Genomic DNA, 19,918 nt, shown 5'->3' with positions numbered 1-19,918 from the left:
TTTAATTTGGATTATATTTTATAAATTTATATCTATTCGTCTGATAAATTTTAGATTCATAATCAATGCTAGAGCCAATTATATTCTCCTTAAAAATTCTAGTATGATTTGTATTTACAAAAACAGAATATAAGTAATCAAGACCTATTGCAGTTGAGTATGCAACCCAATCATAATTCATATCAACGCCAAACAAAAAGGAATTTAACAATACATTTTGAGGAATTTCATTTATAATATTTGCTATATATAAATTTTTTCTATAATCATATTTTGTTGATGATAAAAGCTTTGGAGAATAATTTATTTGAGTACTAAGAAGAGAAGCTGGTTTGATGTCATTTAACGCAAGCTCATTTATAACAAGAGATGTTTTTTGAAGTGGCAAATTTAAAAAAATCAAGCTATCATCTAAACTATTATCCACCATACCTAAAAGAGTTGTTTTTTCATCCGAAATAAAGATGGTAGAAAAAAGATCTAAATTGTATTGAGAAATATACCTATTTAATGTTTTTGCTAATTCTGAATTATCTGAAAAAATAACAATCTTATTTGATGAGGTATTTAATAATTTTAAAATTTGCTCTTGATAATTAATTCCGCCAAAAAATATATTTCCTTTACTGATTCCAACCATTTCATAACTTAAAGTTGGTATGAAAAACAGTATATTTTCATCAGCATTATTAGCGATAAATTTTGCTCCAGCGACAGTAACTGGTGCTATAACAACAGAGATTCCATCATTTTTAATATTATTTAAAACATTTTCTAAAGAGTATCTACTTTCATTTCCGCTTAGATAAAATTTAACTTCTATTTCTAAATTTTGCGATGTTATATAAGAAAAAATAGCATTGCTTACAACTTTTGCATAATTTCCAATTACATTTTGTGGAAGCAAAACGCCTATTTTATCAGATGAAGATAAATTATTAATAGCACTTAGTGTAGCAGTTTCATTATTGGCTATAGCATAAATTTTTCTTAAATTTTCATCACTAAATTCATCTTTATACATAGACAAAAAACTAAAAATTTTATTTTCATTAACTAAATTTACTAAACAAGCATTATCACAAATTCCTGGCTCAAAATTTAAATACTCGCATTTAGCAGGCATAATGTTAGATAATTTTTGAACTTTTGCATCTAAAATAAGAAAACTAAAAACTAAAAACAATATAATTTTTCTCATAGCAACTCTTTTATTTTTTTTAAATCTTCATTAAATATTTCAATTTTACTAGGATTTGACAAGATAAAATCAACATCAAAAAAAGGCAGTATAAAACGCTTATTTTCTCTAAAAATAGAGCCATGAGAAATTTCTAAATTTGGCAAATTTTTATCCTTTAAAATAGTTTTAGAGCAAATATCTCCCATTGTTATGATGATTTTGGGATTAATTTTTTCAATCTCATCAAAAGCATAAGGGCTACATTTATAAATAAAATCATCAACTACTTTGCTAGTACATAAGCATTTAACTAAATAACTAACATAGATTTCATCCTCACCTAAACAAGTGTATTGTAGCAATTTTTCCTTAAATTTACTATTTATATCTGCAACTTTTCCGCTTTTATCTTCAAATTTATTTGGATACAGCCTAATAATCATCAATTTTGCATTTAACTGTTTAGAAAAGACGGTATTGGTTCTGCTTTTTGATAAATTACATAATTCGCAAGTTTTTAAATTTAATCTTAAATCATCTAAGCTTTGAAAATAACTTTTTTTTTCTAAATTCAACAACTCATCATCAACAAATTCATATCCAAATGCCTTATAAGCTAAAAGTTGTTGAAATTTAGTCATCAAAAGTCCTATTTTTAGCTATAAAACCTCTATCAAAACCAGCTAAATCTTTATAAAAAATCGCTTCAAAATTACTATTTATCAACTCATTTTGCATTGAATTTTTTTGATCGTATCCTATTTCGCAAGCTAAAAATTTAGCTCTATTTTTAGCTAATTTTATAATATCCTTTAAAATTTCATCACCATTTTCTCCGCCAAATAAAGCCTCTTTTGGTTCATTTGCTACCCATTTATCAATTTTGTAAGAATTTTTAATATATGGAGGATTTGAAACTATAATATCAAAATTTCCACACACTCCATCCATTAATGAAGTATTTAAAAATTCAACCTCTAAGTCAAAATTTAAAGCATTTTTTTTTGCTATTTTTAAAGCTTTTTTAGATATATCAGTAGCTAAAATTTCACAATTTTTAAGATGTTTTTTTAAAGTAAGAGAGATGATACCGCTTCCAAATCCTATCTCGCAAATTTTTGGATTTTGAAAATTTTGTGCTATTTCTAAAACATTTTCAACTAAAATTTCTGTTTCAAATCTTGGTATTAAAACACCTTTTTCTATATAAAATTCATCTCCAAAAAATTCACATCTTTTAGTAATATATTCAAGCGGTTCGCCATTTTTATATCTCTTCAAAAGCTCTATAAAATCATCTTTAAAGCTCAATTTTTCGTCAAAATTTAGCAAAAAATTATTATCATCTAATTTAAGATGAAATTTCAAAAGCTCTTTTGCTATTATCTTAGAATCTAAAAAATTTATAGCAAATTTAAATGCCTCAAATACCTTCATTTAAGCTCACAAATTCTCTCATATAGACTTGGATGAGAGTGATAAAAAGACGAATAAATTTTACTTGATTTTGGAAAAGCTTTATTTTCATGACCAAGCTTTATAAGAGCATTTGACATTGAAATTTTATCTTTTACTAAAGCTCCAAATTTATCAGCCGCAAATTCTCTTTTTCTGCTTAAAAATGATTGTATAGGCGTTATGATAAAAGATATCAAACTAGATAAAATTGATATCATCACTATAATACTTCCGCCATTTTTGTCAATTCCAACAGCTTCAAAAACACTTAATGGCAAATTTCCTAAAATTAAAAAAACTAAAAAAATAATAATAAATGCAAAAATTAAGATTTTGATAATATCTTTATTTTTAAAATGACCAAGCTCATGCCCCAAAACTGCTAAAATTTCATCTTTAGTTAATTTTTGTATAATGGTATCAAAAAGCACTACCCTTTTTGCACTTCCTAAGCCGCCAAAATAGGCATTTAAGCGATTATCGCGCTTACTAGCATCTACCACAAAAACGCCATTGCTTTTAAATCCGCACTTTTGCAATAATTCGCAAATCGATCCGTTTAATTCAACATCTTCAAGTTTTGTAATTTTATTAAAAATAGGTGCAATTATCGTTGGATATATAAAATTCATAAATAAAATAATCATAAAAGATATAATAGAAGCCCAAAACCACCATAAATTACCTAAAAAATTAATGATAACCAACAGCAAATAAACAAATAATGAACCAAATACAAGCATCAAAAATAAACTTTTTAAAGTATCGAGTAAAAAAGTTTTAAAATCTAAATTTGAAAATCCAAATTTCTTATCTTTTACAAATTTAGAATAAATTTCAAGTGGTAAATTTATGAAAGAAGAGATGATAACAAAACTCATCACAAAAGTTAAATTTTCCAAAATACTGCCGTTTTTTACGATATATTCATATAAAAATTTAAGCCCAAAACTAAGCCAAATAATAATAAAAATAAGCTCATACAAAAGAGAAAAAATTTCAAATTTTCTGTTTATTATAGATATTTCTCCAGCCCTTATAAAGGCGTCTTTTTCCAAAATTACAGGCTCTTTTAAAAGCTCTGAGTTTATAAATTTTATCTCAATAAGTTCTAAAGTTACTTTTATCCCTGCGTAAACTACAAAAAAAGATATCAAAATTATCAACATAATAATTCTCCTAAAAATTTCTTGATTTTATACAAATTTAGTTTAAAATTTGATTAACTAAGCCAATACATATCAAAATTTAATAAAATTAAATTTAAATATAAGTTTTGTGATGATATACTTAAGGTTTTAATTTTAATAAAAGTTAGGTTGCTGATGAAAAAAATTGCTTTTTTATTTTTATGTTTGTTGCCGATGCTTCTTTTTGGCAATGATTTAGCTACTATAAATTCTGAAAAATTTGGAATTTTAACTCTCATACCACCAATTGTTGCTATTGCTTTAGCTTTTATAACAAAAGATGTTATTTTTTCTCTTTTTATAGGAGTTTTTAGTGGAACTTTTATGATTTGTATTGCAAATCATAGTTTTTTTGCTTCATTTTTAAAAGGTTTTGTAGAGTTAAGCAATAGGATAGTAAAATCAATGGCAGATCCTTGGAATGCAGGAATCATACTACAAGTTTTAGCTATTGGTGGCGTGGTTGCACTTGTAACAAGAATGGGTGGAACAAAAGCAGTAGCAAAGTGGCTTTCAAAAAAAGCAAAAAGCCATAAATCAGCTCAAATTTCTACTTGGTTTATGGGGCTTTTCGTATTTTTTGATGACTATGCAAATGCTCTAATAGTAGGTCCTGTAATGCGTCCTGTAACTGATAAATTTAAAGTTTCTAGAGAGAAGTTGGCATTTATTATAGATGCAACAGCAGCTCCTATTTCTGGTATAGCCATAATTTCTACTTGGATAGGATATGAACTTTCTGTAATCAAATCATCATATGAAATTATAGGAATGACAGATGTAAATGCTTTTGCAATATTTTTGGAGACAATTCCATACAGGTTTTACAATATTTTGATGATTATTTTTGTTTTTGCTACCGCTATAATGTCAAGAGAATTTGGACCAATGTATAAAGCAGAAATCAGAGCTAGAACAACTGGCGTTACTATATCTAAAAACGAAATAAAAATGGATGATATAGAAGATAAATCTCTGCTTCCAAAAGAAGGAGTAAAGTTATTAGTATCAAATGCTTTAATACCTATTTTAGCATTAATGATAAGCTCTATTATGGGCTTTTATATAAATGGCTATAATGCTTTAGAAGGTGAAATTTTAGAAAATGTAAAAAATGCTCCTTTTTCGCTTTTAGCACTTAGGGAGACTTTTGGCAATGCAGATGCTTCTGTTGTACTTTTTCAAGCTGCATTGTTTGCAACAATTATAGCGATTTTTATGGGTGCATATAGAAAAATATTTAGCATAAGTGAAGCAATTAACGTATGGTTGAAAGGTTGGAAAACTATGATTATAACTATAGTGATTTTGCTTCTTGCTTGGTCTTTGAGTTCTGTTATTAAAGATCTTGGCACATCTAAGTATTTGGTAAAAATGTTATCAAATAACATAAGCTATTGGGTGCTTCCTACTGTGATTTTTATTTTTGGCTCATTTATTTCTTTTTCCACTGGTACTAGTTATGGAACTATGGGAATTTTAATGCCACTAACCATTCCGCTTGCTTTTGCTATAGGAAATAATAGTGGATTTGACACTCAAATGCTTCATTCTTATGTGATTATGAATATCGGAGCTGTTTTAACTGGTGCAATTTTTGGAGATCATTGCTCTCCAATTTCTGATACAACAATCCTTTCATCAATGGGTTCTGGATGTAATCATATGGATCACGTTTCTACTCAGATGCCTTATGCACTTTTAATAGGTTTTATAAGTGTGATTTTTGGTTATATTCCTGTAGCATTTGGTTTCAATGTTTGGCTAAGTCTTACTGTAGCAATAGTAAGCATTTTTGTGATTTTAAGAGTAATAGGTAAAAAGGTGGAGTAAAATTTAAGTGTGTGATTTGCACTCTTAAATTTAGCTTTTAATATACAAATTTTTATTTGTTTATAAATGTTTTTTAAATTAAGTATTTCGCAAGCATGGGCTATTTGGCTAAATTTATGAAAATGTTAGATCGTAATTTTATTGATGAAAGTTTGAAAAATTTATTAAATTAAATTTAGCGGTAAAAGTGGATGAAAAGTATTGCAAACGAGTTGCTATGAATTTAAGAATATGAAGTAATCATTTTATTAAATTTAGTTATAAATTTAATATCAAAAGACTTAAATTTAGTTTTTCTTATTAAAATTTATTACCTATTTTTGCATTACTGTAAATTTGTTTTTAAATAAAAATAGAAAATTCTTTTTTAAAACACTTAAAATTTTAATAAAATAGTCAATCTGTAAAAGTCTTTTTTAAATATAACTAAGCTAATTTCATTCTAAAATATGATCAAAAATATTTTAATTAATTGGTTAGCCTAAGAATATATCAACAATTAATTTGGTCTATAATATTATAAATGGCCAATCTTTATTCTTTAAATTTTCTAAATCAAAAAATTCAATCAATGAGTAGTTTTATCAACTTTTTTTAAAAGTACAAATGTATGTTTGTTCGGTAAATGAAAATTTGCCATCAAATTTAATTTCTTAAAAAATTTTTGATAAATTTTGATATTTTATTTGGCTTAACAAAACAAAAATTAATTTTTATAGAATTTGATATAATTTTTTATTTGCCATCTAGTATAATACCAAATTAACACTTTAAAATACAAAAATTTTTCCTCTTTATTCCTCTAAATTTAGTCATTCTAGCCTTATGATATCTCTAAAATAATATTTTATTTACAAACTAATTTTTACTTTTAAAACCACCAAAAAAGATTATTGCCTTATAGTTAATTTTTAAAGTCAGAGCATTTTATTAAATTTAACAAGTTTTACTACGACCTTTTTACGCAAAAAGCAAAAATTTAGATTTTTATAAAATAACTCTCATCTATTTTTAGCACTAAATTTTACACTCTTTTAGCATTAGAATTTGAATTTGTTTAAAAATTTTATAGATTATTTTTCTAAATTTTTAGCAAATTTATGGCTTCCAAATGAAAACAGAAAATTTTTTTATAAATTTACTAGAGACAAAATACACTTATTTTCCTAAGTAAAATTATAACTTGGGGCTAATTTGTTGCAGTTTAGGTTTGTTAAGTTTAAATATTTATAGGTTTGTCACAAATTATAAAAAAAATATTTATTAGAGTTATTCTCATATATAAACAATCTTGATAAACATTTATTGTTTAATTATAAAAAGGCTTATTTTATAACATATTCTTCTAGTAATTTTTAATTGAAAATTTTTATCAAAATAAAATCGTATTTTAATTTAATAAATTTTAATTATTTTATTTGCTAGATATTTGTTGTTAAATTTTATTCGTTCAAAAATCCTATTATTTTTTAAATACAATATAATATTTATTATTTTTATATTTTTACAAAAATTGACTGAAGCTAATTAAAATATCACAATTATTTATGTATAAAAAATAATTGTCTAAAAAATACAAATTTCAGCCAATAAAATACAAAACAATCAATATAAAAAGAAAATTTACTACTAATATCTTAATATTTTATTTATAAAATCAAACAAATAATTTTATAAATCATATTTATCTAACATAAAAATTTTCAAAATTCTCAAATGAATTTTACAAATATTACAAATGTCAATTATTGGATAAACAAAATATAAAAGAGTATAAAACTCTTTTATTTTCTAAGTTCTTTTATTTTTGCGGCCTTACCTCTTCTATCTCTTAAATAGAATAGTTTTGCCCTCCTAACTCTACCATATCTAAGAACTTTAATCTCCTCTATGCTTTCGCTATAAATAGGAAAAATTCTCTCAACACCAACGCTATTAGCACCTATTTTTCTAATAATGAAAGTTTCTCCAGTCCCACTTCCTCTTCTAGCTATACAAATTCCTTCAAAATACTGAACTCTTGTTTTATCACCCTCTGTAATTCTAACAGCAACCCTTAAAGTATCTCCAGCACGAAATTCAGGAATGCTTTTGCTGTTGATTTCAGCATTTTCAAATGCTTCTATGTATTTATTTCTCATATTTTTCCTTTAAAATGTACAAATCAGGGCGAAAATACCTAGTTTTTAATTTCGCCATCTCATTTTTTAAAACCGATATTTTAGCATGATTTCCCTTTAAAAACTCTGAAATTACAAAAGAATTTCTAAAAATATTTGGCTTTGTAAAAGCTGGAGCTTCTAGCATTCCACACTCAAAACTCTCTATTTCTAGTGATTTATCATTTCCCAAAACGCCCTTTATATTCCTACTTATAGCATCACAAATACACAAAGCAGGAAGTTCTCCGCCAGTTAAAATAAAATCACCTATACAAAAAACTTCATTTGCATAATTCTCAACCACTCTTTCATCAATGCCTTCATATCTTCCACAAATAAAGGCTATATGATTAAATTTAGCTAATCTTTTTGCATCTTTTTGTTTAAATCTCTTTCCGGCAGGACTAATAAAAACAAAATGTGTATCCTTGTCTTGATTTGCAATATATTTTATCGCTTCTGATAGCGGCTCAACACTCATTAAAAGCCCAGCACCGCCACCTATAATATAGTCATCTACTTTTTTATATTTATTTTTACTAAAATCTCTTGGATTTATAAAATTTATATCAATCAAGCCATTTTCAAAAGCTCTTTTTAAAATAGAGTCATCAAAATATGGTTTAACTAAAGTTTCAAAAAGTGTAATAAAGCTAAATTTCATGATTCTTGCAGTATTAAAAAAGCGTGATTACTTTCTATTTTTTTATCTTCGAGACAAATTTTTTTTACGTATTTATCCACATATGGCACATAAAAGACTTTATTAAAACCATCTTTTACTAAATTTTCATCCGTCTTGATTTCAAACAAATAGCTACTTCCAACTTCAAAAATATCACTAACTTTTCCTAAAATTTTGCCATTTTCAATAATTTTCATACCAATTATATCAAAATAAAAAAATTCATCTTTTTTTAATTTACAAATTTTTTTGGTGTTTTCAATGCTTTGAAAAAGTTTTTCATTAACTAAATTTTTAGCTAAATCTATATCTTCATAATCCTTAAAAACTACTAAATTTTCTTTAAATTTCAAAATTTCAATAACGTTTCCATTTTTTAAAAAAAACTTAGCACCTTTTTTGAATTGGGATGGAAAATCACTTTTATTGTGCAATTTTAATGCACCTTTTAAGCCTACAGTTTTTCCTAAAATAGCCACTTCTAAAAGACTATTCATTATCTTCAATAGCCTTAACATTAACTTTATATGAAAAATTGGACTTCGATTTTGAACCTAAAATAACTGTTTTGATGGCATTAATAATTCTACCATCTTTTCCAATCAGCTTTCCAATATCAACCTTGTCGGCATAAATAATTAATTCCACCACACTATCTTTTAAACTTAGCTTTTTTACACTAATTTTTTCTGGCTTTTCGGCGATCAAAATCGCGTATTGTTTTAAAAATTCTTCTACCATCTATTTTGTAATTCTAGCTACTCTATCACTAAGCTTAGCACCTACGCCTTTCCAGTAAGCAAGTCTCTCTGCATCAAATTTAATAACTTCTGGTTCAACCATAGGATTATAATAACCAATACTTTCAATAAAACCACCATCTCTTCTTTTTCTACTATCTGTAACTACGATTCTATAAAAAGGTTGTTTCTTTCTACCCAATCTTGTTAATCTTATAACTGTTGCCATTTTTTTCTCCTTAAATTTAATATAAAACTTTATTAAAAATAAAAAATTTTACTCATAATAAAATTTTACCCAAATTTCCTATCTAGGAAAATTTGGATTTTGCATCATAGATGCTATATTTCTCATACTGCCTTTATTTGATAACTTTTTAGCTATTTTAGATGCATTACTAAATTGCTTTAAAAATTTATTAACCTCATTTTGACTAAGCCCTGATCCAAGAGCCAAGCGACGCTTTCTGGAATTGTTTAATAAATCAGGATTTTCTCTCTCTTTTGGTGTCATTGAACTAATCATTGCTTTAATGTGTATTATTTCTTTTGAATTTTCTAAATCTATATCTTTAATCTGATCTGAAATTTTGCCCATTCCAGGAAGCATAGATATTAAATTTTTCATATTTCCTAGTTTTTTAACGCTTTCAAGCTGATTGATAAAATCATTAAAAGTAAAATGACCTTTTTTAATCTTTTTACTTATCTCTTTTACATTTTTTTCATCAAAAATAACACTAGTTTTTTCAACTAAAGTTGCTAAATCGCCTTCACCCATGATTCTACCTACAATTCTATCTGGGATAAAACTTTCAATATCTGCAACCTTCTCACCAGTGCCTATAAATCTTAACGGAATCGAAATTTGCTGTGCTATGCCAATAGCTACTCCACCCTTAGTGTCTGCATCAAATTTACTTAAAATCACTCCAGTAATTCCTAAATTCTCATTAAAAGTAGCAGCGCTTCTAACTCCATCTTGACCACTCATAGCATCAGCTACATAAAAAATTTCATCTGGTTGAAGTAAATTTTTTATATCTTTTAGCTCGGACATTAAATTTTCATCTATAGCAAGCCTTCCAGCAGTATCTACCAAAAGGACATCATAAAGTTCTGCTTTTGCCTTATTTAAAGCCTTTTTTGCAACCTCTATAGCATTTTTTTCACCATCTATAAAAAATAAATCAAGCTCACTAGACACACAAAGTTGTCTAAGTTGCTCTACCGCTGCAAGTCTTTGTAAGTCGCAAGCTGCTATCAAAACTTTTCTTTTTCTTAACTTTAAATAATTTGCAAGTTTTACCGTTGTTGTTGTTTTTCCGCTTCCTTGAAGCCCAGCCATTAAAACAGTAGTTGGCGGTTTGCTAGCAAACACAAAACCTTGATTTCCAGGAGCAGTCAATATAGAAGTTAGATTATTTTTAATAGCATCCAAAAACTGCTTTTGACCTACGCCATTAATCCTCACATCACTTTCAATCAATCTCAGCAACTCTTTGGTAACTTTGTGATGAACATCGGCTTTTAAAAGTGCCTTTTTTAGAGTATCAATAGCATTTTTTAATGCTTTGTCATCATCAACAATTCTAAGCTTATTAACAGCGGTTCTAAAAGACTCACTTATTTGTTCAAACACGTTTTACCTCTCTTATTTTCATAATTAAAGGGTTTATTTTACTATATTTATTCTTAAATTTGATTAAAATTTCATATTTTTTGTAATTTCAAAACCAAAATTATTAAAACTTTCATCAAGATTAGCAATAAATTTATAATCCAGCAACTCTGTTTTGTATGAGTGTAAATACATTCTATTTGCTGATTTTTTTGAATATTTTTCATCGCCAATTATATGATGATCTATGCTTGATAAATGCACTCTAATTTGATGAGTGCGTCCTGTTTTAATGTCTATTTTTATTAAAGATTTCTTACCACTTATCATAAGTGGAGTTACAAAACTTACGGCTTGTTTTCCTTGTGATGAAATTTTAGAAAATGCTCCATTTTTGCCCTTTATAGTTAAAATTGGCTCATTTATTTCAATATCTTCACTTATAATACCACTCACAATAGCAATATAACTCTTTTTTACTCTTAAATTTTTAAACTCATTTATAGCTGTTTTTCTAAATTCATCACTCTTACTTAGCAAAACAACTCCGCTTGTTTCCCTATCGAGCCTGTTTAAAAGCCTAGCTTTATATATTTTTTCTAAACTTTCACTAATTATAAAATTTGGCTTATTAACGGCTATTATGTTCTTATCTTCAAAAATAATGCTTGGTTTTTTGATCTTTAAAACTCTAAATTTAGTATTACTATTAAGCTCTTGTCTGGCAATGTTTAAACGTTTATTTCCAATAAATACTAAATTATTGTCTATTAACTTTTTTGCTTCGTTGTTGGAAATATTTTCTTGCAAAGCCAAAATTTTATACGCCTTTTCTAGCATCATATTTGTTCCTTAATCAAATTTACAATCTCATCAAAATTACAACTATTTTTAATATAACTTCTCTCTAAATTTAGACTTAAAATATCATTTATATTAGATAAATCAGTAAATTTAATACCGCCAACTAAATCATATAGTGTTTTTTGATTGTAAAAAAATTTACCACTTATTATTGGTTTATTAAACTGTGCTATTTCTATTGGATTGTGTCCTCCTATACCATCAATAAAACTTCCGCACAAAATAACAACATCGCAAATTTTGTAAAAATTTATAAGCTCATTCATTGTATCAAGCAAAATAATATCAGATTTTAGACCTAAATTTGATGAAAATTTTTCAAATTTTAAAGAATTTCTTTTTGCAAAATCTTCACATATCTTAGATACTCTTTTAAACCTCTCAGGGTGTCTGGGTGCAATCAAAAATTTTTGATTTAATTTTGGTTTTATAGATTTTAAAATTAACTCTTCTTCTCCATCATGAGAGCTTGCCACAATAATCAATTTTTCCTTAAATTTAGGATAAATTTTAGAAACTTGCTTTAAATTTGCACTTTTTATATTTCCAACTACTTTTATATTTTTAGCACCAAGTTCTTTTAACCTTATCTCATCAATATTGCTTTGAGCTAACACTAAATCGATATTATTAAAAATTTGTTTATAATAAAATTTAAATTTCAAATATTTTTTATATGATTTATCGCTTATTCTAGCATTTAAAAGAATTACAAAAGCTCCATTTTTTTTTGCATATTTCACTAAATTTAGCCAAAGTTCAGCTTCAAAAATCACTAAAACTTTGCTTTTTGAAAGCCAAAATGGTAAAAACAACTCAAATGGTAAGAATTTAGAGTTATTATTGAATTTTAATGCTTTTTCAAGACCTGTTTGAGTGATAACTGAAAAAGATGAATTAAAATTTTTAGATAAAATCTCCAAACTATTGATCTCGCCAAAACTACAAGCATGAAAATGAACATCACTCTGTTTTAATGGCGAGTTTTTATACAAAAAAAATCTAGATGGTATGCTTAATCTATACTTCTTTTTAACGCTAAAAAACATTAAAAATGGCACACAAAAAAGCCATACCAAAAAGCAAAAAATATTATATATCACTCAGCAGCTTTATATAAAATTCTTCCACAATGAGGACAAGTTATTATCTCTTCACCTTTTATAACAGAACCATATGTTTTATCATTTATGTGCATAAAACAACCATAACAAGCCTGTTTTTTAACAGGAACAACAGTTGAGTTCTTAGCCCATTTTCTAATTTTTTGATAAAAAGATATCAGTTTTTGATCCATATTTTTAATTAAATTATCTTTTTTAATGCAAATTTCATCTCTTTGATTTTGCAAAATATCTTTATTCTTTTTAGCATCTTCGCTAATATTATCTAGTTGTGTTTGCAATTTTTTTAGATTCTCATTTATCTCTATAAGCTCATCTGATTTTTGAGAGTTTAACTTTTCTAGTTTATTTATCTCTTCGTTTAAGGCTTCTAAGCTATCTTTTGCTAAATCTTCTTCTACATCAAGTGCTTTTAACTCTTTATCTGTTTTGATATTATTTCTTTTTATTTGGATATTTTGAAGTTTAGTTGAAAATTCAGAAATTCTTATATTTGTTTTAGAAATTTGTGTCTTTAAAGCATCAATTTCTATTTCAAAATTACACTTTTTCTTTTCAAAATCTGAAATTTCTTCCAATTTTAAATTTATCTTTCTGTCTAAATTCTCGATTTTTGGAAAAAATTCATCTATTTTTTTATCAAAATCTGAAAGTTCTACTAATTGCTCTAAATTTTTGTTCATAAACTGTCCTTAAATATAACTAAATGGATTAACTGAGTTTGTAATTATAGCTTTTATTTTATTTTTTTGCAAATTTTTAGCCAAAGACTCTGCAAAATAGCACTCGCTCTCGTAATGATTAATATCTATCAAAGATAGTTTATTTTCTAAATTTTCTAATGCAGTATGATATTTCAAATCTCCAGTCAAAAAACAATCAACTTCAATTTTTCCTATCAAATCAGACCCGCTTCCAGTGCAAAGTGCTATATTTTTTATATAATTTTTTGATTTCACAACCCTTAAATTTTTTATGTTCAACTTAGTTTTTATATCAAAACAAAGCTTATCAAATTCCATATTAACCTCCATAAAAATCAAAAAATCTTGCTCATCTACTATTTTATACTTTAAAATTTCAGTTGCAACATATCTATTTAAAATGCATTTATCAAAATTTGTATGCATAGAGATAAGTTTTATATCTTTTTTTATCATTTTATAGATTAAATTTGATGGATATTTGGTAAAATCTATATTTTTTAATCCTTTAAAAATCAGCGGATGGTGAGTTATGACTAAAGAATTTTCATCTACCTTGTCAAGCATATCACTATCTATATCTAAACTTAAATAAATTTTATCAAATTCGCTTTGCATACTTCCTAATAAAATTCCAGAATTATCCCACGATTCTTGAAATTCAAAAGGAGCTATTTCATCCAAAATTTTATAAATTTCAGATATTTTCATCTAAACCACCACTATAAACTAAAGCACAACCCTTAGCTAGCTCTCTTATTTTTAGGATATATTCTTGTCTTTGAGTTACACTTATAACGCCCCTTGCATCTAAAACATTAAAAATATGTGCTGCTAACATACAATAATCATACGCAGGAAGTGCTAAATTTTTCTCAAGAATACTTTTGCATTCATTAGAAAATTTATCAAAAATATCAAAAAGCATATTTGTATCTGCAAATTCAAAGTTGTATTTAGAGAATTCATACTCACTTCTTTTATGAACATCACCATATGTTACAATATGTCCATTAAAATCATCCCAAACTATATCATACACATTATCTTTATTTTGTAAATACATAGCAAGTCGCTCTAGCCCATAAGTTATCTCTCCACTTATTAGCTCACAAACTATACCGCCAACTTGCTGAAAATATGTAAATTGAGTTACCTCCATACCATCAAGCCAAACTTCCCAACCTAACCCCCAAGCACCTAGAGTAGGACTCTCCCAATTATCTTCTACAAATCTAATATCGTGATTTTTAAGATCAAGACCTAATCTCTCAAGACTTTTTAAATATAATTCTTGTATATTATCAGGACTTGGCTTTAAGATTACTTGAAATTGATAATATGCCCCTAATCTATTTGGATTTTCTGCGTATCTGCCATCTGTTGGACGCCTTGATGGTGCAACATAAGCAGCTCTCCACGGATCTTTGCCTAAACTTCTTAAAAAAGTAGCATTATGATAAGTACCTGCACCAGCGGGCATATCATAAGGCTGAACTACCAAGCAACCATGTTCTTTCCAATACTCTTGAAGTGTTAAAATAATCTTTGAAAATGTCATTTTTGTCCCTTTAATAAAACTTCTATTTTTGCAGAATCCATTAAAACAGCCTTTTGCATATCTTCTCTATCCATTTTTAATTTAGATGCAAGTTCTGTATTGCTTAAAGCTAAAATTTCTATCGCCAAATATGCTGCATTTTTTGCACCCGCTTTGCCAATTGCTAAGGTTCCAACAGGAATTCCTCCAGGCATTTGAACGGTTGAGTAAAGAGCATCAACTCCATTTAAAGCCCCACCTCCTGCAGGAATTCCAAGCACAGGTTTGATAGTCTTAGAAGCCACAACTCCAGCCAAATGTGCTGCCATGCCAGCTACACATATGAATACACAAGCACCTTTTTGCTCCGCTTCTTTAATATAGTCAACAGTTCTTTGCGGACTTCGATGAGCTGAGCTAACTATCATTTCAAACAAAACACCAAATTTCTCCAACACTTTAACAGCCTCATTTGCTACATCATAATCGCTAGAACTGCCCATTATTATAGATACAAATTCCATTATATTTCCTTTCTTAAAAAGCTAAATTTAGGTAATTTTGTAGGAAGTAAAATTTCATTAATATTCCCACTATGAATTTCACTAAATTCTTTATTGTTTTTTGCTTTTAAAGTTTTAAATTTAACAAAAAATTTACCATCTTTTTTATAAATTTTACCTATTTCGTTATTTATTTCATTAATTACACCATCCATTGGTGTAAAAATTTCATAACTTTCATTTAAAATTATTTTAAATTTAGTTTTAAAACTTACTCCATCTTCGCTAATAGCACATACTTGATGAGTTCCTTCTTCGAGAGTTGAATCGAAATTTTGAGTATCTTTTTTTTCAAAAGGGCGACTAACCAAATATCCATCTGTAAAACCTCTGTTTTTTAACGTATGAAGCTCTTTTTGATAAATTTCAGGATTAAATTTATTATTTATAGTATCATCAATTGCCATTCTATAAGCATTTGTAGCACAGGCTACGTAATACTCGCTTTTTGTTCTACCCTCAATCTTAAAGCTATCAACTGCTCCGCTTTTAATGATTTTTTCAATATGAGAGGCTAAATTTAGATCTTTTGAATTCATTATATAAGTGCCATTTTCATCTTCATTTAGTCTAAATAAAGCTCCGCTTTCATCATTTTTAGCATAAATTTCATAATTAAACCTGCAATCATTAGCACAGCTTCCACGATTGCTAAAACGCCCACTTTGAAGGGCACTTATTAAACATCTTCCACTATAAGCAAAACACATTGAGCCGTGAATAAAAATTTCTATTTCTAAATTTGGCAATTCTTCTTTTATCTTAATAACATCTTTTAGCCCTATTTCTCGGGCCACTACAACTCTTTTCACGCCCATATCATAAAAAACCTTAGCATCTAAATAATTCATCACATTTGCTTGAGTTGAAAGATGAATTTCGATATCTGGTGCTATATTTTTAGCCAAATTTATAACACTTGGACTTGCAATTATAAAAGCATCAACTCCTATGCTTCCTAAAAATTCGATGTGTTTTTTTAAATTTTCAAGCTGTGCATTTGATGGAAAACCATTTATGGTGGCATAAAATTTCTTACCAAATTTATGAGTTAAACTAACACCTTCTTCAAAACTTTGCGGATTAAATTCCTTTGCACTTCTTTGCCTTAAAGAAAACGATCCCATACTTGCATAAACAGCATCTGCTCCGTAATTTAGAGCGATTTTAAGCTTAGTTAAATTTCCAGCTGGAGATAAAAGTTCAGGTTTGTTCAAATCTTTTCCTTAATTAAATTTATAAATGAAATTTCTAATTTTATATCAGTTTTTCTTAAAAGATACTTTTTTGGTTAAATTTTTATAAAAAATTACTAAATTTAACAAATTTTTATATGATTTGTTTAGTATAACCATATCTTAAATAATTTCAAAATAAACACAAAAATTAAAAAATTTATAAAATTATAAATTTAAATATGGTAAAATCAACACTTAAATTTTTAAGGAGAGATAATGGGTAAATTTGTAAAAAATAGCGATGATTTTTTTAAATTTTGCGATGAAAATGAGGTAGCATTTGTAGATTTTAGATTTACTGATTTAAAAGGCACTTGGCATCATATGACTTACAATTATAAAAGACTTGATAAAAATTTTATAGATGGAATTCCTTTTGATGGAAGCAGTGTTGAAGCGTGGCAACCTATAAATAAGTCAGATATGATTTTAAAACCAGACCTTCAAACAGCATTTTTAGATCCATTTACGGCCGATGTTACTGTAATTGTAATTTGTGATGTTTATGATATTTATAAAGGTCAAATGTACGAAAAATGTCCTCGCTCAATTGCTAAAAAAGCTGAAGAATTTCTTCAAAAAAGTGGAGTTGGCGATGTTTGTTATTTTGGACCTGAGAATGAGTTTTTTGTATTTGATGACGTTAAAATAATAGATTCTATGGATTGTGCTATGTATAAAATTGATAGCGAAGAAGGCGATTGGAATAGTGCAAAAGAGTATAAAGATGGCTATAATACAGGTCATCGAGGAGGAGCTAAGGGCTGTTATGCACCGATTGCACCGATTGATAGTATGGTAGATTTAAGGGCTGAAATGGTGCAGGTTTTAGAGCAAATAGGACTTGAGGTTTTTATAGCTCATCACGAAGTAGCGCAAGGTCAAGGCGAAATAGGAGTTAAATTTGGGACTTTAGTAGAAGCTGCTGACAACGTGCAAAAATATAAATACGTAGTAAAAATGGTTGCTCATTTAAACGGAAAAACCGCAACTTTTATGCCAAAACCGCTCTATGGTGATAATGGAAGTGGAATGCATGTACATCAAAGCATATGGAAAGATGGTGTAAATTTATTTTACAAAAACGGAACATATGGAAATTTAAGCGATACAGCAAGACACTATATTGGCGGAGTTTTGAAGCACGCTAGAAGCTTAACGGCCTTTACAAATCCTAGCACAAATTCATTTAAAAGATTAATTCCTGGTTTTGAAGCTCCGAGCATTTTAACCTACTCTTGTCAAAACCGCTCTGCTTCGATTAGAATTCCTTATGGAAGTAACGAAAAAAGCACTAGAGCTGAAATGAGATTTCCTGACTCTACTGCTTGTCCTTATTTGGCTTTTTCTGCTATGTTGCTAGCTGGAATTGATGGCATTAAAAATAAATATGAACCAGTTGGACCAATGGATATAAATTTATTTGAGCTAACTTTAGATGAAATTCGCGAGAAAGGCATAGAACAATTTCCTCACACATTAAGAGGGGGCTTAGAAGCTTTAATTAGAGATAATCAATATCTAAAACCTGTAATGAGTGATGAGTTTATACAGGCATATCAAAGATTTAAATTTGAAACTCAAGTTTGGCCATATGAAGCTAGACCAACTGCGTTTGAATTTAAAACTTGCTATTCTTGTTAAATTTGGGGCTTTAGCCTCAAATTTTTATTTTAATTAATAAATATTTTAAGACTAAATTAGAAAAATAATTAATTTTATAAAGGTTATAATGAAAAGAGTTGATATTTTTGAACTAACAAATTTTTTAGCAGATTATGCTGACTCTTTGATTGGAATGGGTGCTCACAATAGCAGAGTAATAAGATGCATAAAAAGAATAGCTCTAAGCTATGGCTATGAAGCATCTATTTTTGTGCTTTTAAAATTTATAAATATCAGTCTAAATGATATTTCAAATCCACACAACAAAACAACTCTCATAAAAGACGCTAAAAATTTAAATATAAATTTAGAAGTCGTTTCTGAACTTAGTGCACTGAGTTGGGCTATTAAAGACGAGAAATTAAGCCTTGAAGAAGCTATAAAAATTTATAATGCAATCATAAAGCCTAAAAAACAAAATCAACTCTTTGCAAATATTTTAATAAGTTTTAGCTTTGGGGCTTTTTGCGGACTTTTTCATGGTGATTTTTGGGCAATTTGTTTTGTGATAATTGGTACTTTTATGGGAATTTTACTTAAAAATTTTCTAACTAAACACAATGTTGATTTAAGAATTATATATATAATATCTGCTTTTATATCATCTTTTATAGCTTTTTTATCTTATGAATTTAACCTCAGTAGCACACCATCTGCATCCATTAGTGCTAGCATTTTATATCTATTTCCTGGGATAATTTTATTAAATTCAATGTTTGATATACTTGATGGAAATGTTTTGATTGGCTTAAGTAGGATAGTAAATACAGCAATTTTAGTTCTTTGTATGAGTATTGGAATCTATATCACTCTTACTATTGTAAATTTTGGTTTTATACAATGAGTGAATTTTTAATAAACGGTATATTTGCAGCTATTGCCGGACTTGGTTTTTCTTATGCAAATAAACCACCTAAGCAAATTTTAATCTTTTGTGCCTTGTTTGGCGGTTGCGGATTTATGCTTAGAGTTTTGATTTTAGCAAATACAATTAATTACGCACTTGCTACATTTCTAAGTGCTTTATGTGTTGGTCTTGTGTGTGTTTTTGTAGCACAAAAATTAAAAACGCCAATAGAAATTTTAGCTTTTCCATCGCTTCTACCGATGATTCCTGGGCTTTTTGCATACAAGACAGTTCTGGCTGTTTTTATGTTTATAAAAAGCGAAGATGAAGCTAAAAAGATCCACTATTTAGTAGAAATTTTTGATTATGGATTTACGACAATTTCTACAATGTTTGCGCTAGCTATTGGAATTTCTGTAGCACTTTTAGTGTTTTATGAAAAATCTTTTACAATGACTAGAAGAAAAAATTTTAGAAATAAATATATTAAAAAATAAGCAT

21 protein-coding genes are annotated in these 19,918 nt (G+C 27.5%); 4 read left to right on the top strand and 17 right to left on the bottom strand.

Features of this window, described 5'->3' with window-relative positions; all coding sequences use genetic code 11:
- Window position 1: 1 nt before the first annotated feature.
- Genes F1B92_RS02680 through F1B92_RS02665 form a run of 4 tightly spaced genes read right to left on the bottom strand, consistent with a single transcriptional unit; the run spans window position 2 to window position 3,810 of the window.
- Window positions 2-1,201, bottom strand: a complete 1,200-nt coding sequence (locus F1B92_RS02680; protein WP_154570368.1) for a type 1 periplasmic-binding domain-containing protein — start codon at window positions 1,199-1,201, stop codon at window positions 2-4.
- Window positions 1,198-1,824, bottom strand: coding sequence for a uracil-DNA glycosylase family protein (locus F1B92_RS02675; RefSeq protein WP_154570367.1), 627 nt, complete (start codon window positions 1,822-1,824; stop codon window positions 1,198-1,200). Before F1B92_RS02675 ends, F1B92_RS02680 begins: the two co-directional genes overlap by 4 nt.
- A complete protein-coding gene (prmC, locus tag F1B92_RS02670) occupies window positions 1,817-2,620 on the bottom strand; it encodes a peptide chain release factor N(5)-glutamine methyltransferase (protein WP_154570366.1) in 804 nt (267 codons plus the stop codon). Before prmC ends, F1B92_RS02675 begins: the two co-directional genes overlap by 8 nt.
- Entirely contained in the window at window positions 2,617-3,810 is a 1,194-nt protein-coding gene (locus tag F1B92_RS02665; protein ID WP_154570365.1) for a M48 family metallopeptidase, read from the bottom strand. The genes prmC and F1B92_RS02665 overlap by 4 nt, the downstream gene beginning before the upstream one ends.
- A 156-nt stretch (window positions 3,811-3,966) precedes the next feature.
- Here F1B92_RS02665 and F1B92_RS02660 point away from each other — a divergent pair, with 156 nt between their 5' ends.
- Entirely contained in the window at window positions 3,967-5,664 is a 1,698-nt protein-coding gene (locus F1B92_RS02660) for a Na+/H+ antiporter NhaC family protein (protein ID WP_195836273.1), read from the top strand.
- 1,784 nt (window positions 5,665-7,448) lie between these two features.
- On the opposite strand, the gene rplS is transcribed toward F1B92_RS02660, so the two are convergent.
- From rplS to F1B92_RS02595, 13 genes are all read right to left on the bottom strand, one after another.
- A complete protein-coding gene (rplS, locus tag F1B92_RS02655; protein ID WP_154570364.1) occupies window positions 7,449-7,805 on the bottom strand; it encodes a 50S ribosomal protein L19 in 357 nt (118 codons plus the stop codon).
- Entirely contained in the window at window positions 7,795-8,490 is a 696-nt protein-coding gene (trmD, locus tag F1B92_RS02650; RefSeq protein WP_154570363.1) for a tRNA (guanosine(37)-N1)-methyltransferase TrmD, read from the bottom strand. Before trmD ends, rplS begins: the two co-directional genes overlap by 11 nt.
- On the bottom strand, window positions 8,487-9,008 hold the full coding sequence (gene rimM / locus F1B92_RS02645) for a ribosome maturation factor RimM (RefSeq protein WP_154570362.1): 522 nt from the start codon (window positions 9,006-9,008) through the stop codon (window positions 8,487-8,489). Before rimM ends, trmD begins: the two co-directional genes overlap by 4 nt.
- A complete protein-coding gene (locus F1B92_RS02640; RefSeq protein ID WP_154570361.1) occupies window positions 9,001-9,252 on the bottom strand; it encodes a KH domain-containing protein in 252 nt (83 codons plus the stop codon). Before F1B92_RS02640 ends, rimM begins: the two co-directional genes overlap by 8 nt.
- On the bottom strand, window positions 9,253-9,480 hold the full coding sequence (gene rpsP, locus F1B92_RS02635) for a 30S ribosomal protein S16 (protein ID WP_154570360.1): 228 nt from the start codon (window positions 9,478-9,480) through the stop codon (window positions 9,253-9,255).
- 78 nt (window positions 9,481-9,558) lie between these two features.
- Window positions 9,559-10,893 carry a signal recognition particle protein gene (ffh, locus tag F1B92_RS02630; RefSeq protein WP_326833075.1) on the bottom strand — a complete coding sequence of 445 codons (1,335 nt, stop codon included), beginning with the start codon at window positions 10,891-10,893 and terminating at the stop codon, window positions 9,559-9,561.
- Window positions 10,894-10,956: 63 nt separating this feature from the next.
- Window positions 10,957-11,712, bottom strand: a complete 756-nt coding sequence (locus F1B92_RS02625) for a pseudouridine synthase family protein (RefSeq protein WP_195836275.1) — start codon at window positions 11,710-11,712, stop codon at window positions 10,957-10,959.
- Window positions 11,712-12,839 carry a lipid IV(A) 3-deoxy-D-manno-octulosonic acid transferase gene (waaA, locus tag F1B92_RS02620; RefSeq protein WP_407643622.1) on the bottom strand — a complete coding sequence of 376 codons (1,128 nt, stop codon included), beginning with the start codon at window positions 12,837-12,839 and terminating at the stop codon, window positions 11,712-11,714. Before waaA ends, F1B92_RS02625 begins: the two co-directional genes overlap by 1 nt.
- Entirely contained in the window at window positions 12,836-13,543 is a 708-nt protein-coding gene (locus tag F1B92_RS02615) for a zinc ribbon domain-containing protein (RefSeq protein WP_154570357.1), read from the bottom strand. Before F1B92_RS02615 ends, waaA begins: the two co-directional genes overlap by 4 nt.
- A 9-nt stretch (window positions 13,544-13,552) precedes the next feature.
- Entirely contained in the window at window positions 13,553-14,275 is a 723-nt protein-coding gene (locus F1B92_RS02610; protein WP_154570356.1) for a Nif3-like dinuclear metal center hexameric protein, read from the bottom strand.
- A complete protein-coding gene (glyQ, locus tag F1B92_RS02605) occupies window positions 14,262-15,125 on the bottom strand; it encodes a glycine--tRNA ligase subunit alpha (protein ID WP_154570355.1) in 864 nt (287 codons plus the stop codon). Before glyQ ends, F1B92_RS02610 begins: the two co-directional genes overlap by 14 nt.
- Window positions 15,122-15,628 carry a 5-(carboxyamino)imidazole ribonucleotide mutase gene (purE, locus tag F1B92_RS02600; protein ID WP_154570354.1) on the bottom strand — a complete coding sequence of 169 codons (507 nt, stop codon included), beginning with the start codon at window positions 15,626-15,628 and terminating at the stop codon, window positions 15,122-15,124. Before purE ends, glyQ begins: the two co-directional genes overlap by 4 nt.
- Entirely contained in the window at window positions 15,628-16,884 is a 1,257-nt protein-coding gene (locus F1B92_RS02595) for a peptidase U32 family protein (RefSeq protein WP_154570353.1), read from the bottom strand. Before F1B92_RS02595 ends, purE begins: the two co-directional genes overlap by 1 nt.
- A 237-nt stretch (window positions 16,885-17,121) precedes the next feature.
- Between F1B92_RS02595 and glnA the strand changes: the two genes are divergently transcribed.
- The 3 genes from glnA (at window position 17,122) to F1B92_RS02580 (ending at window position 19,914) form a co-directional block, all read left to right on the top strand.
- On the top strand, window positions 17,122-18,549 hold the full coding sequence (glnA, locus tag F1B92_RS02590; protein WP_154570352.1) for a type I glutamate--ammonia ligase: 1,428 nt from the start codon (window positions 17,122-17,124) through the stop codon (window positions 18,547-18,549).
- An 88-nt stretch (window positions 18,550-18,637) separates the two neighbouring features.
- Complete coding sequence (locus F1B92_RS02585; RefSeq protein WP_154570351.1) at window positions 18,638-19,414, top strand: threonine/serine exporter family protein; 777 nt, start codon at window positions 18,638-18,640, stop codon at window positions 19,412-19,414.
- Entirely contained in the window at window positions 19,411-19,914 is a 504-nt protein-coding gene (locus F1B92_RS02580) for a threonine/serine exporter family protein (protein WP_154570350.1), read from the top strand. The genes F1B92_RS02585 and F1B92_RS02580 overlap by 4 nt, the downstream gene beginning before the upstream one ends.
- Window positions 19,915-19,918 lie beyond the last annotated feature (4 nt).

It is taken from the genome of Campylobacter portucalensis (assembly GCF_009690845.1).
GTDB classification, from domain to species: Bacteria; Campylobacterota; Campylobacteria; order Campylobacterales; family Campylobacteraceae; genus Campylobacter_B; species Campylobacter_B portucalensis.
This window is presented reverse-complemented; position numbering and strand designations above follow the sequence as displayed.

Excerpts from the sequence above, each read along its gene's own strand:
- purE (WP_154570354.1), bottom strand. The coding sequence starts at position 15,628 with ATGGAATTTGTATCTATAATAATGGGCAGTTCTAGCGATTATGATGTA.
- F1B92_RS02625 (WP_195836275.1), bottom strand. The coding sequence starts at position 11,712 with ATGCTAGAAAAGGCGTATAAAATTTTGGCTTTGCAAGAAAATATTTCC.
- F1B92_RS02585 (WP_154570351.1), top strand. The coding sequence starts at position 18,638 with ATGAAAAGAGTTGATATTTTTGAACTAACAAATTTTTTAGCAGATTAT.
- F1B92_RS02675 (WP_154570367.1), bottom strand. The coding sequence starts at position 1,824 with ATGACTAAATTTCAACAACTTTTAGCTTATAAGGCATTTGGATATGAA.
- glnA (WP_154570352.1), top strand. The coding sequence starts at position 17,122 with ATGGGTAAATTTGTAAAAAATAGCGATGATTTTTTTAAATTTTGCGAT.
- F1B92_RS02580 (WP_154570350.1), top strand. The coding sequence starts at position 19,411 with ATGAGTGAATTTTTAATAAACGGTATATTTGCAGCTATTGCCGGACTT.
- F1B92_RS02640 (WP_154570361.1), bottom strand. The coding sequence starts at position 9,252 with ATGGTAGAAGAATTTTTAAAACAATACGCGATTTTGATCGCCGAAAAG.
- prmC (WP_154570366.1), bottom strand. The coding sequence starts at position 2,620 with ATGAAGGTATTTGAGGCATTTAAATTTGCTATAAATTTTTTAGATTCT.
- trmD (WP_154570363.1), bottom strand. The coding sequence starts at position 8,490 with ATGAAATTTAGCTTTATTACACTTTTTGAAACTTTAGTTAAACCATAT.
- rplS (WP_154570364.1), bottom strand. The coding sequence starts at position 7,805 with ATGAGAAATAAATACATAGAAGCATTTGAAAATGCTGAAATCAACAGC.
- rimM (WP_154570362.1), bottom strand. The coding sequence starts at position 9,008 with ATGAATAGTCTTTTAGAAGTGGCTATTTTAGGAAAAACTGTAGGCTTA.
- F1B92_RS02660 (WP_195836273.1), top strand. The coding sequence starts at position 3,967 with ATGAAAAAAATTGCTTTTTTATTTTTATGTTTGTTGCCGATGCTTCTT.
- F1B92_RS02680 (WP_154570368.1), bottom strand. The coding sequence starts at position 1,201 with ATGAGAAAAATTATATTGTTTTTAGTTTTTAGTTTTCTTATTTTAGAT.
- rpsP (WP_154570360.1), bottom strand. The coding sequence starts at position 9,480 with ATGGCAACAGTTATAAGATTAACAAGATTGGGTAGAAAGAAACAACCT.
- glyQ (WP_154570355.1), bottom strand. The coding sequence starts at position 15,125 with ATGACATTTTCAAAGATTATTTTAACACTTCAAGAGTATTGGAAAGAA.
- F1B92_RS02615 (WP_154570357.1), bottom strand. The coding sequence starts at position 13,543 with ATGAACAAAAATTTAGAGCAATTAGTAGAACTTTCAGATTTTGATAAA.
- F1B92_RS02610 (WP_154570356.1), bottom strand. The coding sequence starts at position 14,275 with ATGAAAATATCTGAAATTTATAAAATTTTGGATGAAATAGCTCCTTTT.
- F1B92_RS02665 (WP_154570365.1), bottom strand. The coding sequence starts at position 3,810 with ATGTTGATAATTTTGATATCTTTTTTTGTAGTTTACGCAGGGATAAAA.